Origin of the sequence: Pseudocoprococcus catus, from assembly GCF_019734885.1 — a bacterium.
In the GTDB taxonomy this organism is placed as follows: domain Bacteria; phylum Bacillota; class Clostridia; order Lachnospirales; family Lachnospiraceae; genus Coprococcus_A; species Coprococcus_A catus.
Genome location: NZ_JAAXCM010000038.1, coordinates 79,929 through 96,202 on the forward strand (window position 1 = coordinate 79,929; position 16,274 = coordinate 96,202).

The 16,274-nt window shown below is 44.6% G+C and carries 12 protein-coding genes, 1 pseudogene and 1 other annotated feature; of the genes and pseudogenes, 4 read left to right on the plus strand and 9 right to left on the minus strand.

Going from position 1 to position 16,274, the window contains the following annotated elements; all coding sequences use genetic code 11:
- Positions 1-98 precede the first annotated feature (98 nt).
- Together HED67_RS11105 and HED67_RS11110 are read left to right on the plus strand one after the other, a co-directional pair.
- Positions 99-848 carry an ABC transporter ATP-binding protein gene (locus tag HED67_RS11105; RefSeq protein ID WP_215631639.1) on the plus strand — a complete coding sequence of 250 codons (750 nt, stop codon included), beginning with the start codon at positions 99-101 and terminating at the stop codon, positions 846-848.
- The gene (locus tag HED67_RS11110) at positions 811-1,758 is read left to right on the plus strand and encodes a SufB/SufD family protein (protein ID WP_221718338.1); all 948 of its coding nucleotides are present in this window, start codon (positions 811-813) and stop codon (positions 1,756-1,758) included. The genes HED67_RS11105 and HED67_RS11110 overlap by 38 nt, the downstream gene beginning before the upstream one ends.
- A gap of 72 nt (positions 1,759-1,830) precedes the next feature.
- Here HED67_RS11110 and HED67_RS11115 read toward each other — a convergent pair whose 3' ends face one another.
- On the minus strand, positions 1,831-3,747 hold the full coding sequence (locus tag HED67_RS11115) for a peptidoglycan DD-metalloendopeptidase family protein (protein WP_276517313.1): 1,917 nt from the start codon (positions 3,745-3,747) through the stop codon (positions 1,831-1,833).
- Between the two features lie 390 nt (positions 3,748-4,137).
- Here HED67_RS11115 and HED67_RS11120 point away from each other — a divergent pair.
- Positions 4,138-4,371, plus strand: a pseudogene (locus tag HED67_RS11120) (TetR/AcrR family transcriptional regulator); the annotation flags it as partial.
- 181 nt (positions 4,372-4,552) lie between these two features.
- Positions 4,553-4,815, plus strand: a binding site (T-box leader).
- Between the two features lie 161 nt (positions 4,816-4,976).
- A complete protein-coding gene (locus HED67_RS11125) occupies positions 4,977-6,704 on the plus strand; it encodes a carbon starvation CstA family protein (protein WP_178441717.1) in 1,728 nt (575 codons plus the stop codon).
- 133 nt (positions 6,705-6,837) lie between these two features.
- Here HED67_RS11125 and cysK read toward each other — a convergent pair whose 3' ends face one another.
- The 8 genes from cysK to HED67_RS11165 all read right to left on the minus strand — a co-directional run bounded on the left by cysK (position 6,838) and on the right by HED67_RS11165 (position 16,016).
- Complete coding sequence (gene cysK, locus HED67_RS11130) at positions 6,838-7,773, minus strand: cysteine synthase A (RefSeq protein ID WP_178441716.1); 936 nt, start codon at positions 7,771-7,773, stop codon at positions 6,838-6,840.
- A 437-nt stretch (positions 7,774-8,210) separates the two neighbouring features.
- Complete coding sequence (locus HED67_RS11135) at positions 8,211-9,026, minus strand: DNA-3-methyladenine glycosylase family protein (RefSeq protein ID WP_221718340.1); 816 nt, start codon at positions 9,024-9,026, stop codon at positions 8,211-8,213.
- 85 nt (positions 9,027-9,111) lie between these two features.
- Complete coding sequence (locus HED67_RS11140; protein WP_221718341.1) at positions 9,112-10,650, minus strand: ATP-binding protein; 1,539 nt, start codon at positions 10,648-10,650, stop codon at positions 9,112-9,114.
- Complete coding sequence (locus HED67_RS11145) at positions 10,640-12,070, minus strand: vWA domain-containing protein (RefSeq protein WP_221718342.1); 1,431 nt, start codon at positions 12,068-12,070, stop codon at positions 10,640-10,642. The genes HED67_RS11140 and HED67_RS11145 overlap by 11 nt, the downstream gene beginning before the upstream one ends.
- An 11-nt stretch (positions 12,071-12,081) precedes the next feature.
- Positions 12,082-13,137 (minus strand): leucine-rich repeat domain-containing protein, encoded by a 1,056-nt coding sequence (locus HED67_RS11150; RefSeq protein WP_215632694.1) that lies wholly within the window; start codon positions 13,135-13,137, stop codon positions 12,082-12,084.
- Positions 13,138-13,253: 116 nt separating this feature from the next.
- Entirely contained in the window at positions 13,254-14,354 is a 1,101-nt protein-coding gene (rpoD, locus tag HED67_RS11155; RefSeq protein ID WP_178441711.1) for an RNA polymerase sigma factor RpoD, read from the minus strand.
- A 160-nt stretch (positions 14,355-14,514) separates the two neighbouring features.
- Entirely contained in the window at positions 14,515-15,672 is a 1,158-nt protein-coding gene (locus HED67_RS11160; protein WP_221718343.1) for an alanyl-tRNA editing protein, read from the minus strand.
- Between the two features lie 14 nt (positions 15,673-15,686).
- On the minus strand, positions 15,687-16,016 hold the full coding sequence (locus HED67_RS11165) for a hypothetical protein (RefSeq protein WP_221718344.1): 330 nt from the start codon (positions 16,014-16,016) through the stop codon (positions 15,687-15,689).
- Between the last annotated feature and the right edge of the window lie 258 nt (positions 16,017-16,274).

The following is a 16,274-nucleotide window of genomic DNA, read 5'->3' on the forward strand; positions in this document are numbered from 1 at the left end:
AGTTTATCGTTTTTAAGCTAAAATACTTGTGAAAAAATGCCATCAATGTTATAGTAATATTTGATGTTGTTATCAATACTATATAAGGAAGTGACAAAATGTTAGAAATAGAACATTTATCCTTTGATGTCCAGGATGAAGGCCGTCAGTCCGAAATCCTTTCCGACATCAGTTTTCATGTAGCCGACGGTGAAATGCTGGTCATCACCGGCCCGAACGGCGGCGGCAAATCTACACTTGCCAAACTGCTCATGGGAATCAATGAATCAACTGCCGGCAAGATCATTTTAAACGGTGAAGATATCACCGGTCTTTCTATCAACGAACGTGCACAGGCCGGAATCGGCTTTGCATTCCAGCAGCCGCCGCGTTTTAAAGGTATGACCGTCCGTCGTCTTTTAAACCTTGCTGCTGGCAGAAGCCTCAGCGAAAACGAATGCTGCGGCCTTTTAAGCAGTGTCGGTCTCTGTGCTCAGGAGTACATTGACCGCGAAGCGGATGCAACCCTTTCAGGGGGCGAGATGAAACGTATCGAAATTGCAACTGTTCTTGCTAAACCGCATAACCTCTGCATTTTTGATGAGCCGGAAGCCGGTATCGATCTCTGGAGCTTTTCTATGCTGATCAAGAAGTTCGAACAGATCCACAAGGAGAAGAAAGAGAGCCTGATCCTTATCTCCCATCAGGAACGCATTATCCGCATGGCAGACAGAATCATGGTCATCTCCGACGGCAAGATTGACAGAATCGGACCTGCAGAAGAGATTCTGCCAACACTTTTAGACTCCTCATCTCAGGAAGCCTGCTGCTATGGTCAGCAGAAAGGAGGCGACTACTGTGAAGCTTAACCAGGTAACAGAAGATGTATTAAAAGTCATCGACTCCTATGGATTCAAACAGGAGGGTGCCTACAATCTCCGTTTAAACGGTATGGCTGTCTGTCACGGTGACAGCCGGCACATCGCTATTGTGAAGAAAACAGATCTTCCGGGCATCGATATCAAAATCAGCGGCGAAGCACAGAACGAACAGGTGCACATTCCTGTTGTCATGTCTGAACCGGGACTTGACGTTGTCTACAACGATTTTTATGTGGAAGACGGTGCAGACGTCACTATCGTAGCCGGCTGCGGTATCCACGGTGAAGGCTGCAGCGAAACCCGCCATGACGGTATCCATACCTTCCATGTCGGCAAGAATGCCAATGTCAAATATGTTGAGAATCATTACGCAGAAGGCAATGGCACCGGCGGCAAAATCTTAAACCCTGTCACAAAGATCTATGTAGGTGAAAACTCCGTCTTCACGCTGGAGACAACCCAGATCAAAGGTGTTGATTCCACCAAGCGTGAGACATTTGTGGAACTCGGACCAAATGCAAAGCTTTTTGTCACAGAAAAGCTCATGACACATGATGCCCAGCATGCCATCTCCAATATGGAAGTAAAATTAAACGGCGAAGGCAGCTCAGCCCGCATTGTTTCCCGTTCCGTTGCCAAAGGTACATCCAATCAGATCTTCCATCCAAAGGCCATCGGCAACAATGCCTGCCATGCCCATGTACAGTGTGACTCCATCATTATGGACAAAGCATCCATCAGCTCCATTCCTGAGATCAATGCCAACCATATTGATGCACAGATCATCCATGAAGCAGCCATCGGCCGTATCAACGATGAACAGCTGATCAAGCTCCGTACATTCGGTATGACCGAGGAGGAAGCAGAATCCGTTATCATCGAGAACTTCCTCAATTAATATCACCTTTAGATTCAAAAAACAAAAATACTGTATGAACCATTTATTCCTGTTCATACAGTATTTTTGTTATTAGTTATTTAGTTGAACATCTACCTGTTGTTTCTTCTTAATAATTTTCCTGGCAGTTTTCTTATTCTTTGTCTGTTTCTGAGTTTTAGATTCAGTTTTTGCTTCGGTCTTTGTCTGAACCTGTACTGCAGTCTTTGTCTTTGATTCCGACTTTGTATCAGATACATTCTTAGCCTCGGCCTGAGTTTCTGTCTCAGAAGCTGCTGTCTTCGCACCAAGTACCGGTGCAGCGCTGCTGTCCTTCTTATCTTTATCTTCTGAATCCTTCTTCGCCAGTACTACTTTCGTACCGCTGACAATGTCTTCCATCGGATTCTTGCGCTGAAGCTCACTGCTTGTTCCATTGCCCTGAAGATACAGTAATGGATTGACAGCGACACCACTCTCTTCTACCTGGAAATGAAGGTGATTGCCCGTTGAGTTGCCTGTCGAACCACTCAGACCAATCTGCTGGCCTTTCTCAACATGGTCACCAACTTTCACATACATCTCAGAATGATGCATGTACTTTGTCACCAGTCCATCACCGTGATCAATCGTAATCAGATTACCGGCAGTTCCTGCATAGCCTACAAAGATAACAGTACCACTTTCTGCCGCATATGTCGGAATATTCTCATCACCGGTACCAAGATCAATTCCCTTATGGAACTTATTATCAAAATCTCGGAAACCGAAGTTGCTTGTCACAACTGCTCCCGGACAAGGATCTGCAAATCGGCCGATCATATCTGAGAAGTCCTTCAGTGTCATATCATCCAGACGATACAGATCATATAACTCCATCAGTTTGATCAGACTCTTGCCATAATACAAATCAGTGGCCCATCGCTGACCGATACGCACTGCAAATGTATTGGCATCATTGACACCCTTGATCAGATCGCTGTAATTATTCTTCAGCAGTTTCGCTCTATCCTCAATTGCTTCGGTGTATGTATTGTATGCTCTGAAACCGGCAGATGTTGAATAAATCTGTCCGCTCTCTGTCATCTCTGACGTACGCATGGAAACACTGCCTGCTGTACCGGTTCCTTTAATACCAAAAAGGTTGCAGTACCCGTAAGCCAATCCTGAAAGGCCCTGCCCTTTCTTGCCGCCCGGTCCATAAGTACCAAAACCGGATTCCTGAATAATCTGTGCGATTGTAACAGATGCAGGATAGCCATATTCATCCTGGGTCTTTAACGCGCCAACTACCATCTCCTGTGTAATAAAAGAAGGTAAACCCTTGACCGGTACGTCTACATTGTACTGTACTCTTTCACCAATCTTGGAAAAGACACTTGATTTCTTATAGGAAGCAGACTGTGTTGTCTCTGAAGTCTTCTTATCATCTTTCTTCACAACCGTCTTTTTATCATCCTTCTTATTGTCCTTCTTATTGTCCTTCTTGTTGTCTTTCTGCTGATTATTCTTGTTGTTCTTTATGACTTTATTCGGTTTCTTATCTCCGCTGGTGTTTCCTGTTTCTGTCTCTACGATATCATCCGGTGCATTCTTCATCACCTGGCCTGTAACAGGATCTATCTTATCACCATCTGTATTATACAGATAACCTGTCTCTTTATCATAAATGATATCGCCGCTCTTCAACATATCACTGACCTTATCTGAAATAGCCTGCATCTTGCCATCCGCATCTCGTGCTTCTGACACGATTGCATCAGTCTCGGTTTCAGTTTCCGTCTCAGTCTCAGTCTCAGTCTCGGTTTCAGTTCCAGTCTCGGTTTCAGTTTCTGTTTCTGTTTCTGTCTCCGTCCCAGTCTCTGTCTCGATTTCTGAAGCAGCTGTCACATCCGCATTGTCTTCAGATACTGCTGCAGCCTCTTGTGCAAACGCGGCCATAGGCTGTCCGGCAAGCATCGCAGCAATCATGACACCGGCTGCGTACCGTTTCCATGTACACTTCTTCAATTCTTGTCAGTCTCCTTTTCTAATCTCATTGTTGCCATTTAATACTTCGGTTCTCACATTACAGTTAGAAACGACTATATTATATTATACTCTTTTTTTACCAGTGCTGTCAACCCCGATTGGTAAGTTATCGCTAACACTATTTATTTAAGCCTCATCATCTGTATGCTCTTTTGAAATGTGAGGCAGCTGCCGTCGGCTGTTTGCCTGTTATCAGGATGTGTGCTGTGGAATATTCCAATTATATCCTGTTTTTTATCAAAAATCACCCAACAATTACCGCAAATTGTTTATTTTCTGTGTCGTCCAGCCTTCAAATCATGTATAATAGATAAAAGAGATGCTAAACGCATCAATCTCAAAGCATCAGCAGTTGAAAGGAATGAATTTATGAAAAGCGAAAACACCAGATACCGTCTGGCTCAATCTATGGCCGAATGTATGCGAACAACACCTGTCGAAAGTATCACGATTCGTCAGATTGTCGACAAATGCGGCGTTACACGTCAAACATTTTACCGCAATTTCATTGATAAATACGACCTGATCAACTGGTACTTTGAAAAACTGCTGGACAAATCCTTTGAACATATGGGCCGTGGAAAAACCGTCTTTGAAGGACTTGAACTATATCAGAGATGAACAGGTATTGTTACAAATAATCGACACTTTATACACTAGTGTCTTATATCTTAATGTAAGGACTTCCTGTTCCTTAAGTATCCTGTACACATTTTAGTACAAAGAATCCCATTGACAATTTTTCAAAAAGGGCTATAATCTGTAATTGTTTCAAGAGCAAACAACAAAAGCAAGGATCAGGATGCGGTTTTCTTAGTCCGGTATTCTTTCAGAGAGCTGACGGTTGGTGTGAGTCAGCAGATATTTAAGAAAATTATCCCCTGTGAGCTTTTCGGGCGAAACAGATTCATTAGTCCGAAACGGATTCTCACCGTTACAGGAGAGCATGTTCACCGATGACAGAGTGAATCGGGGACGTGGCAGAGTGATCGATTGAAAAACCGATAATAGAAGTGGTAACGCGGAGTCATAGGCTTCGTCTTCTGAAAAACCCGGAAGGGTGCAGAAGGCGGAGCTTTTTTATATGATTTATTCGTTCAAATTCAAAGGATTTTTGTCAGGCATGCAGGCAATCCATTCTTTTAAACTTCAACATCAGAATCACCTGCCAAATAGAAGTATTTCAACTTAAGAGGAGGCACATTATTATGAATACTTTAGTTATTGTTCTGATAGCAGCTGTTTGTCTGGTTGCTGGTTATTGTTTATATGGCCGCTGGCTGGCCAACAAATGGGGCATCGACCCTAGTGCAAAGACACCTGCTGTCCGCAAAAATGACGGACAGGATTTTGTTCCGACAGATGGTCTGACAGTCTTTGCCCATCAGTTCTCATCCATCGCCGGTGCAGGCCCTGTCACCGGTGCTATTCAGGCCGCTGTCTTCGGTTGGGTTCCTGTTCTTCTCTGGATCCTGATCGGCGGCATCTTCTTCGGCGCCGTTACAGACTTTGGTGCATTATATGCCAGTGTCAAAAATGATGGTAAATCCATGGGACTTCTGATTGAGAAATATATCGGCAAAACAGGTAAAAAACTGTTCCTTCTGTTCTGCTGGCTCTTTACACTGATTGTTATCGCAGCCTTTGCTGATATGGTAGATGGCACATTCAATGCCTACACAGTCACAGATGCCGGCGTGACACAGTTATCCGACGCAGCTACTGTCAATGGCGCAGCCGGAAGCATCTCTCTTCTGTTCATCGTATTTTCCGCCGTATTCGGCCTGATCCAGAAGAAGGCACATTTTAAGGGCTGGAAAGAAGTTGTCCTTGGTCTTGTATGCATGTTTGCAGCATTTGTTATCGGCATGAACTTCCCGCTGATTGCCTCCAAAACGACCTGGTCCTACATCGTTTTCGCTTATATCTTCCTGGCCGCTGTCCTGCCGATCTGGCTTTTGATGCAGCCTAGAGATTACATGACAACCTTTATGTTTGCAGGCATGATCATCGCTGCTGTTGTCGGTCTGTTTGCTGCACATCCTACAATGAACCTGCCGATGTTTACCGGTTTCCACAACGAAAAATCCGGTGACCTGTTCCCAATCCTGTTTGTAACTGTTGCCTGCGGTGCTGTATCCGGTTTCCACAGCCTGGTATCTTCCGGTACATCATCTAAGACAATCTCCAACGAAAAGGATATGCAGAAAGTCGGCTACGGCGCTATGGTACTTGAAAGTCTTCTGGCCGTTCTGGCTCTGTGTGTTGCAGGTGCCGCTGCTTCTGCTGATGGTACAGCTGCCACAGGTACACCATTTGCTATCTTCTCATCAGGTGTTGCCGGTTTCCTTGAAATGTTCGGTATCCCTGTTTACGTTGCCCAGTGCTTCATGACAATGTGTGTATCCGCTCTTGCATTTACAACCCTTGACTCTGTTGCACGTATCGGACGTATGTCCTTCCAGGAACTGTTCACTGTTGATGATATGGAGCATGCTGAAGGATGGAGAAAGTTTTTATGCAACAAGTACTTTTCTACAATCCTGACACTGTTCCTTGGTTACGTTCTGACTCAGATTGGTTATACCAACATCTGGCCGCTGTTCGGAAGCGCCAACCAGCTGTTAAGTGCTCTCGTTCTGATCACATTATGCGTCTTCTTAAAAGTCACAGGCCGTGAATTCAGAACACTGGTAGCACCGCTTCTCATCATGCTGGCCGTTACATCAACTGCTCTTGTAGAACGTGTTATCGCACTGTTCCACGCTTACGGTGCCGGCACAGCTGTCTTCCTTGTTGAAGGTCTCCAGCTGATCATCGCATTCCTTCTGATGATCCTCGGTGTCATCATCGTCATCAGCTGCGGCAAGGAGCTCTTCCACAAAAAAGCAGGCTCCGAAGTCAGCCACAATACACACGAACCTGTAACCCATTAATTTTATAAGTAACACATCAATATCCCTCAACAACAAAAAGGCATCCCTATCTGGGATGCCCATTTTGTTTGTACGAGAAAAATATCATTATTATAAAAAAGCAGTTATATTATGAAACAATTATGAAGCAATCTTATTCGGCAAATAATGGTGTTGACAGGTATCTGTCTCCTGAGTCCGGAAGCAGTGCAACAATTGTCTTGCCTTTGTTCTCTGGTCTTGCTGCCAGAATCTGTGCTGCCTTTAATGCAGCGCCTGAAGAAATACCAACAAGGATACCTTCGGATACCGCAAATGCTTTGCCTTCTGCAAATGCATCTTCATTCTCAATAGGAAGAATCTCATCATAAACATCTGTATTTAGTACCTTTGGTACGAAACCTGCACCGATACCCTGAATCTTATGGGAACCGGATTTGCCTGTGGATAATACAGGGCTTGTAGCAGGTTCAACAGCGACAATCTTCACGTTTGGATTCTGTTCTTTCAGGTATTCACCAACACCTGTGATTGTACCGCCTGTACCAACACCTGCGACAAAGATATCTACCTTGCCGTCTGTCTGTTTCCAGATTTCAGGACCTGTTGTTGCTTTGTGGATTGCAGGATTTGCAGGATTGTCAAACTGACCGAGGATCACTGCACCATCAATTTCTTTCTCAAGTTCTTCAGCCTTGGCGATTGCACCTTTCATACCCTTGGCACCTTCTGTCAGAACCAATTCTGCGCCGTAAGCTTTCAGAAGATTTCTTCTCTCAACACTCATTGTATCCGGCAGTGTCAGGATTGCCTTGTAACCTTTGGCAGTTGCAACAGCTGCAAGTCCGATGCCTGTGTTGCCTGATGTAGGCTCAATGATTGTCGCACCCGGTTTCAGCTTGCCTTTCTTCTCAGCATCCTCGATCATTGCCAGTGCAATACGATCCTTAACAGAACCAGCCGGATTCAGATACTCAAGCTTTGCAAGCAGTGTAACATCCTTGATGCCTGCCTTCTCACTGTAACGATTTAACTGTAAAATAGGTGTGTTACCAATTAACTCTAATGCGCTCTGTTTAATATCTGCCATGATGATAATCCTCCATTCATTTCATCTAATTCTTTTATTCATTTTAAATAAATTTATAAATCTTTATTTCCAAAAAATATTGTCATCTGATCGTCTATTCCGATCTCAATCTGTTCATGTGTTATTATGTTTATCTACTATAAAGATGCATGTCGTCTGACGTCACTCATACAGCAGCAACATCGCTCCATTCTTCCTTTATGATATATCGTCATTCGCATATGCATGCTCCTTCCTTTTATAATTCCTATTTATTTAATAGGATTTGTATGTTTTCTTTATGTTTGACATTATAAGCCTCTTTTGTCGCCTTGTCAATACCTTTTTAGCAATTTATTGTGAGAAAGTAAAAAGTGTACTGCCTGCATTAAAAAAAACAAAAAGGGATTCAAGAGGCGTCTGTTCAACACAGGCACTCTTTAAATCCCTTATCTTGATTATTTTTCACTTCCATGCAGTTCGTAATAAAAGATATATTGCTGCATGATGCCCCGAATGCCTTTGTAGCGGCGGTTCGGGAAACCGCGTTTATAATGCTGTTCCAGTACCTGACGGATATGGGTGTCCACCGGGAATGCATCCAGATGATGCAGGGCAAAAAGACAGATACAATCCGCCACTTTTTCTCCCACACCAAAGAGTTTTAAAAGTTCTGTCCTGGCCTTCTGATAGTTCAGACTGCCGATCCATTCCAGATCCACTTCACCAGAAGCCACGGCTTTGGCTGTACGGACAACATATTTGCTCCTGTAGCCCAGATTGCAGGCCATCAAATCATCTTCTTCAAGCCCGGCCAATGCCTCAGGCGTTGGAAAAGCATAATAGCTGACACCATTTGATGCTGTCTTTGTTTCCCCATAGGCCTCACAGATATTCTTAATGCAGCGGCGGATTCTGACAATATTGTTCTGCTGGGATATAAGAAACGTAACGATCATCTCCCACAAATCCTGGTTCAGGATCCTTACACCCCAGGCCGTCTGAATCGCCGCCGTCAAATACCTGTCATTCGGATTAATCTGCGCCGCAATCGCGCCGTAATCCGTCTCAATATCAAAATAATGCCGCCAGAAATTCTGATATTCCACTTCAGAGCAGTCAAAGCGGACCACTTTTCCCTGCTGCTCCAGCTCCAGATATCTGTTTCCGGCAATGACCCGATATCGGCCATCCTGCATTTCCTCCATACGAAAACATTGCCCGGATTCACAGATCTGGGCAATGCTGAAATTCTCTAAAATCTTTTCTGTCATATTGATTTAACTCTCAAAATAATGACTGTCAGCGAACACTGCATCACATCAAATGGCGGCAGCACTCGCTCCTGCAATCACATTACTAATCAAGAAACGCGGCAAATTCACTGGCTTCTCCGATGTCACGCAGCAGATTTTCACGCTTCTCATCAAAGAGCAGAGACTTGTTGTAGCGGTCATACTTGGCAGATCCGTTGTCTCTGATGAAACGTGCACAGTACTTATTGGCATTCAGCTCGGTGATAAAGATGACCATTTCCTGGCTCTCGCCAAATGCGCTTTCCATAAAGGCAAAGGCATTCTCAAGGTAAGCTGCCGCTGTCTGGATCAGCTGTTTTCTCTCCTCAGTATCCCTGGCAAAAGATGCCTTAATATAAGAAAATGCTTCATCCGGGTCCAGACGATTGTCTTTGACAAGCTGCTGACGATACTGTTCCAGCGTCTTCAAAATCAGTTTCATACTGAGCAGCTTGGAGGCATCATAAAGCCCACGCTCCTTATTCAGCTTCAGATCTTCCTCCACCTGCTCTGCCTTCTCCGACAAAATCGCTGCTGTTCTGGAACCATCCTTCGGTGCATGGCCAAAAACAAACTTCAGCTCCTTCAAAATCTCATAGAGATCCCGGACATACTGATCCTTGTCAAAAACTTCCGTAAATGCCGCAGTCAGCTTGCTGATCAGCAGATTGATAACGCTGAGTTTCTCATCAAAGGACGCTTTCTGGATACGGTCAATGGAAGATGGCTTCACATTGCCCTGTACAACGGCATCCACATCATAATCCGTCTGATATTTCTTATATAAATCCAGATAATTGGCAAAATCCTTGGCAATCCGACGATTCTGGATGTACTGCAGGATCACGGATTCATCCACAGGAATATCCAGCTGTTCATAAACCTGCATCAGTTTTGAAAGATCTTCCCAACCTCTGGCTGTCACAATCTCTTTGCCATCCACTGTCGTCTCGATCTGATAGAAATTCTCTTTCTTAATATCCAGATAAGACAAAATCGCACTGTGGATATGATTCTCATAAGCATACATCTTCCATACAGGATAGTTTTCTTCCACATTGATGCGCTTCACACGGTCAAGGGTTACAATATCGAACTCTCTGACGGACTGATTGTATTCCGGCGGATTGCCGGCAGTTACAATCACCCATCCCTCAGGAATCTGATGATTGCCGAAGGTTTTGCCCTGCAAAAACTGCAGCATAGTCGGTGCCAGTGTCTCGGATACACAGTTGATCTCATCGATAAACAAAATACCTTCTTTGAGTCCGGTTGCTTCCATTTTCTCATAAATAGACGCTACAATCTCACTCATTGTGTACTCCGTGATAGAATACTCTCTGCCGCCGAAATTCTTTTTCTCAATAAACGGCAGACCGATGGCACTCTGTCTCGTATGATGGGTAATGGTATAAGAAACCAGTGCCACACCACACTCCCTTGCCACCTGTGACATGATGGCTGTCTTGCCGATACCCGGCGGTCCGATCAGAAGAATCGGTCTCTGTCTGACCACAGGAATCGCATAATCTCCCAGTGCATCCTTTGTCAGGTAGGCCTGGACGGTATGCCTGATCTCATCCTTTGCCTGTTTAATGTTCATGGTCTAATCCTCCCATTTGTATATCCTCCGGTCCAAGAATCAGCTTGATGGCCCAAGGAGGCACATGTCTGTCATTATAACTTTCTTCAAGAAAAACAAAGGCCACATCGTAATCCGGACGTCTGGCCGGGTAAGTGCCGTAGCCATCGGTAAAATACAAAAGTCCCTTCAGATGTCTGAACACCTTCTTGCGGCACAGCTCATTGACATACTCAAAAGCCGGTCTGAAATCCGTACCGCCGAAACCGATGAGCCTGAAGTTCTCCATATAACGCTTCATGTCATCTTCACAGGTGATCACATCATCCTGCTGGGCCCTGGCATCACATTGGATAATGTGTACATTCATCTTCCTGAAAAAATTGTCCTTATTCGTCAGAATAGAAAATGTCTCCTCCAGGAAACGCCGTACATATTCACCGGAACAGGATTCCGATGTATCAATGACAATGGCCAGCTCCTCCACCTTACGGACTTCCTTATACTCAAGTGCCTCGATCAGGGGCATATTGCCGTAATGATTCAGACCGTATGTATAATAAATATAATCATAACTGTCCAGATCCAGTCGTATTTCTTCTCGAAGCGTTGTAAATTTCTGAAGAAAACGTTTGTAATCATAACGTTCTCTTGTAGCTATTTTAATATAGTCATAAAGGTCTCCAGCCATCTCAGCCGCGTCTTTAGAGCAGGTCTCCATATTCGTGCGCATCTTCTCACTGATCTCCTGCCACTGTTTCTCCTGCTCCTTACGTTCCTGCTCTTTCTGTTCCTTCTGTCTGTCATTGTTCTGATTGTTCTGATCATTGTTCTCATCATCCTGATTGTCCTCGTTGTTCTGATTCTGATCATTCCGGCCGTCGCCATCCTTCTGGTCCTCCTGCTCCGAATCCCAGAAAACATGATCGTCCACCACAAACTGCTTCTTCGCCGCTTCCATCTCAAGCCAGGTCAGAGGCCGTTTCGTCAGCGACTTGTAAATACCTTCCGCTGTCAGCACCTTCATCTCTGACTTCAGTCGGTCATACATGGCCTGTCGTTCATCCGGTACAACAAGGCGGATACATCGGTAATTCATCTGATCAATGATGGCTGTCACTGCAATATCGCAGCTGAGATTCCAGACATCTTCATCCTTGTCACGGTTGTGAAACATATGCCTGAATACACAATGCAGCAGCATATGCAGATAGGCACGGTTTACCAGTACACTGTCATTCTGATAATTCTCTATCAGATATCTCGGATTAAAGCGAATCTTCTGACTGTCCGTACCAATCGTCTTCATGGACAGATCCATCTCATAGCCCAGACTATTTAGTGCAATATCCAGAAAACGCATGGAGACATACAATTCCGTCTTGGAAGCATTCAAAATGTCGGTTCCGGCCTTGATCAGCTTCTCTTTCATCTCATGCATGTCAAAACCTCCTATAAATCAAAGGACTCATCTGCCATACTGAAGTTCCGATGCTTATAATCCATCAGAAAAGCAGTAAACTCTGTCTTGTCAAGGGACAGCGCCAGATCAATGGCCTGGTCTGTCTCATCACTGTCAAGCACACCCAGATCCACCAAAAATGTCAGCTTGTCCTTGTCATCCTCCTGAATAAACTTCTTCGCCGCTTCCAAAGCGTGCTCTGCAATATACCCCTTGTACGTATGTTCCCCTTCCAAGGTCAGTGCATAAGGATACATCAGACGCTCCATAGCCACTGTAATGATCGTATCAAAGGAGTCCCCTCTTAAAAGGACATAAAACATACTGTCATATTTGTAATAATCCACATCCTGAATACCGATACAGTAGCGGATATACTTGCCGGAACCGATCTCCGTGGACTCAAACTGCTTGCACATGGAGGCCACATTGGCAACCACTTCGTAATCATGCTCCGTAAAAATAACTCTGGCCTCTTCCACAGGCTTATCCGGATATAAATGCCGCAGGATCACATGAATCTGCTGGTTCAGGTCATCCAGAATACTGCCGATACTGATATCCAGCCCCTCGATCTTGTCCTGGATAATCTCGGAAAGCTTCTCACAATTCTTAAAAGCCCCAAAACCAATGGAACGGATATGGGCCGTCAGATGCACCTGCTCCAATGCCCAGCAATTGTAGAAAGCATAGTTGCCGATGGACTTCAGGGAATCCGGAAAGTCCAGATTCAGCAGTTCCCTGCACTCACTGAAGCCATGATGGTCGATCACCTCCAATGTGTCCGGAAACTGAATATACTTCATAGATTTCTCTGAAAAAGCATAAGGTTCAATCTTTGTTACCTTAAAGCCATCAATGGATGCCGGAATCACCACGCGCATATCATCGCCCTCATACTTGATGATGGTGGCATTGCCATCCACCACGCCATATTGCATAGCCTCTTTTTCAGAAAAACGTGTATCAAAAATCATACTGTTCACCTCAGTCAGGCAAAGCCGCCTTTGCCCAATATCGAAAAAATGCTGCATCGTCGGCTCCATATCTGGAAACGCCTACATATGCAGCATTCTATATAGATCTCATCATTATCCGCCGTCTAACGACAGCTTCTTAAATCAATAGCCAAGAAGAAATCGCCAACATCAGCCTCTTCCTGCTATTCCTGAAGGAAATCCTTCAGCTTACGGCTTCTGGATGGATGTCTCAGCTTACGAAGTGCCTTCGCCTCTATCTGACGAATACGTTCACGTGTAACCTTGAACTCCTTACCAACTTCTTCCAGTGTTCTGGCCTGTCCATCGATCAGACCAAATCGAAGCTCGATAACCTTACGCTCACGATCTGTCAGCGTATCCAGAGCATTCACCAGTTCCTTCTTCAGCATCTGATAGTCAGCCGAATCAGATGGTGACAGCATATTCTCATCTTCGATAAAATCACCAAGACTGGAATCCTCTTCTTCACCGATCGGACTGTCCATGGAAACAGGATCACGAGAAATCTCCAGTGCTTCTTCAACCTTCTGTTTGGTTGTACCGAGACGTTCTGCAATCTCCTCACTGGTAGGTTCTCTGCCCAGCTCCTGCAAAAGATTTCTGGACATACGCAATGTCTTGTTGATTGTCTCTACCATGTGTACCGGCACACGGATTGTCTTGCCTTTATCAGCAATACCTCTGGTAATGGACTGTCTGATCCACCAGGTTGCATATGTACTGAACTTAAATCCCTTAGCATAATCGAACTTCTCAACAGCCTTGATCAGACCCATGTTGCCTTCCTGGATCAGATCAAGGAACGGAATGCCGCGGCCCACATACTTCTTCGCGATACTGACTACCAGACGAAGATTTGCTTCAATAATTCGATCCTTGGCCTTCTGGTCTCCCGCTTCCGCTCTCTTGGAAAGCTCAACCTCTTCCTCAGGGGATAAAAGCTTCACACTACCTATTTCCTTCAGATACATTCTGACAGGATCTTCGAGACTTACACCTTCCAGTGCGTCAACATCATCCAGCAGTTCAACTTCTTCTTCCTGATGATCGAGGAACTCATCATCGTCATCCTGTGCTTCCGGAATATTGATGATATCAATATTCTTCGCTTCCAGGAATTCGTATACATCTTCCATCTTATCCTCGTCAAACTCGAAGCCCTTGAACGCATCATTGATGTCGCTATAATCAAGCTCATTCTTTTTCTTTCTTGCCTTTTCCAGCAAATTATTCAAGATCTGCAAAAATACAGCTTCATCCATTGAATGTACCTCTTTCATGTTTTTCGTCGTCAACAAATACACCCTCTTAACAAACGTATAACGATAATACGGTCATTATCCTATATTAAACAAGTGTAACTTCTATTATAACGATATTTTTGAAAAAATCAATGGTAATCCGCAAATTTTTATAGATTTTTTAAACTTTTGCAAAATATTCTTCAATTTGAACTTTTGATGCCTGCAGACTGCCCTGAAACATCTCCTTTGAACCGCCGCCGCGGCCCTCCAAAGCCTCATTCAGTGCCTTTCCCGCTGCCACAACATCCACATTCTTTCCGCCCAGAACATAGCGATATCCCTTCTCATCATCCCCATCAAAGCATCCGCAGAGACCGCTGCATTTTTCTGCCAGCAGATTAAAGGCATATCTTAAATTGCTCTTGTCCATATGTTTATCAAAGAAGCAGACATTCTGGCTGTCCTCAGGAAGAAGGGCGATCTTCTCCTGCAAAATATCCATCTTCAGTCCGTTCATTTCCTGCTTCAGTGCCAGACTCTCCGCCTTTAACTTCTCCACTGCCGCTGCCACTTCATATGGCTTTGCAGAAAGCTGTGCAGAAATATCATAGACATTGCGTTCCTTCTCAAGGGCATCTGCCAGGGCTCTGAAACCGCAGAGCATCTGAATACGCACGCCGCCTTTATATTTTTCCATGCCTATAAGGCGGATCATGCCGATCTCACCGGTATTGTGTACATGGGGTGCACAGCAGGCACAGATATCATAGCCCGGGATCTCCACAATGCGGATCGGTCCGTCAATTTCCTTCTTGCTGCGGTATGGAATCTCCATCAATTCTTCCTTAGAGGGCCATGTAATCTTCACCGGCAGATTCCTGGCAACCGCCTCATTGGCCCTGTACTCGATCATCCGAAGCTGTTCCCTGGTGATCACACCGTCAAAATCCATGGTTACAGCTTCACTGCCAAGATGGAATCCCACATTATTCAGCTTAAAATGCTCATGGATCAGTCCGGAAACAATATGCTCACCTGTATGCTGCTGCATATCAGAGAAACGCTTCTCCCAGTCCACGGAACCTGTCACTGTATCACCTTCCCAGAGGGGCTCCTTCACCCAGTGATAAATGACTCTGTCCTTCTCCAGGACCTTCTCTACCGGAATATCATTGAGGGTTCCTTTGTCACAGCTTTGACCGCCCTCTTCCGGGAAAAACATCGTCTGATTCAGTGTGACCTTATACAAATCACCATCCTGCTCACAGGATAACACACAGCCCTCAAACAATGTCTGATGACTATCCTCGTCAAAAAGTCTGATTGTTTCTATCATTTTATTTCATCCTTTCAATCTATTTGCTGCATTTTATTTTTGATATCCCCAGGAACTTCTATAATTCCAAAGCAAAAGAAGATTCCATATATATAGGAAATCCCCCGTATATCCCCCAGGGCTTTCGGCCGCTCTACGACTGGTGTACTGCCCTTTTCTATTGTCAATTCAACAACTTTCTCATAAGCCCGGCGAATGGATCCCCATGCCAGGCTTTTGCTGTCTTTGCGGCGGTCGATCCATAACTCTTTCGTATAACTGCCGTCTCTTCCTATTTTGATATCGTAGGAAAAAGGCAGGCCTGAGCAAGTCTTAAAAGGGCGTCCTTTTGACTTAATGATCATATTCCAAAGGGCGTCTTCGGAATAAATGGGACATTGGTTAAATATTTTGTTTTCAATAAAAAATGTGTTTGATTGATGTTCCTGCATCATTGTTGAAAAGTCTCTCTACTCCTGCACATATTATCCGCATCTATCATTGTGACATGCTCCCACCACTTAAATCACAGATTTTGAAGTGGGAGCTTCTTGCTCAATGGCTCTACTGAGCCAAGTATCTACAAGCTATCCTCGCGTGCCCCGCGATTCATTTTTCCCCAG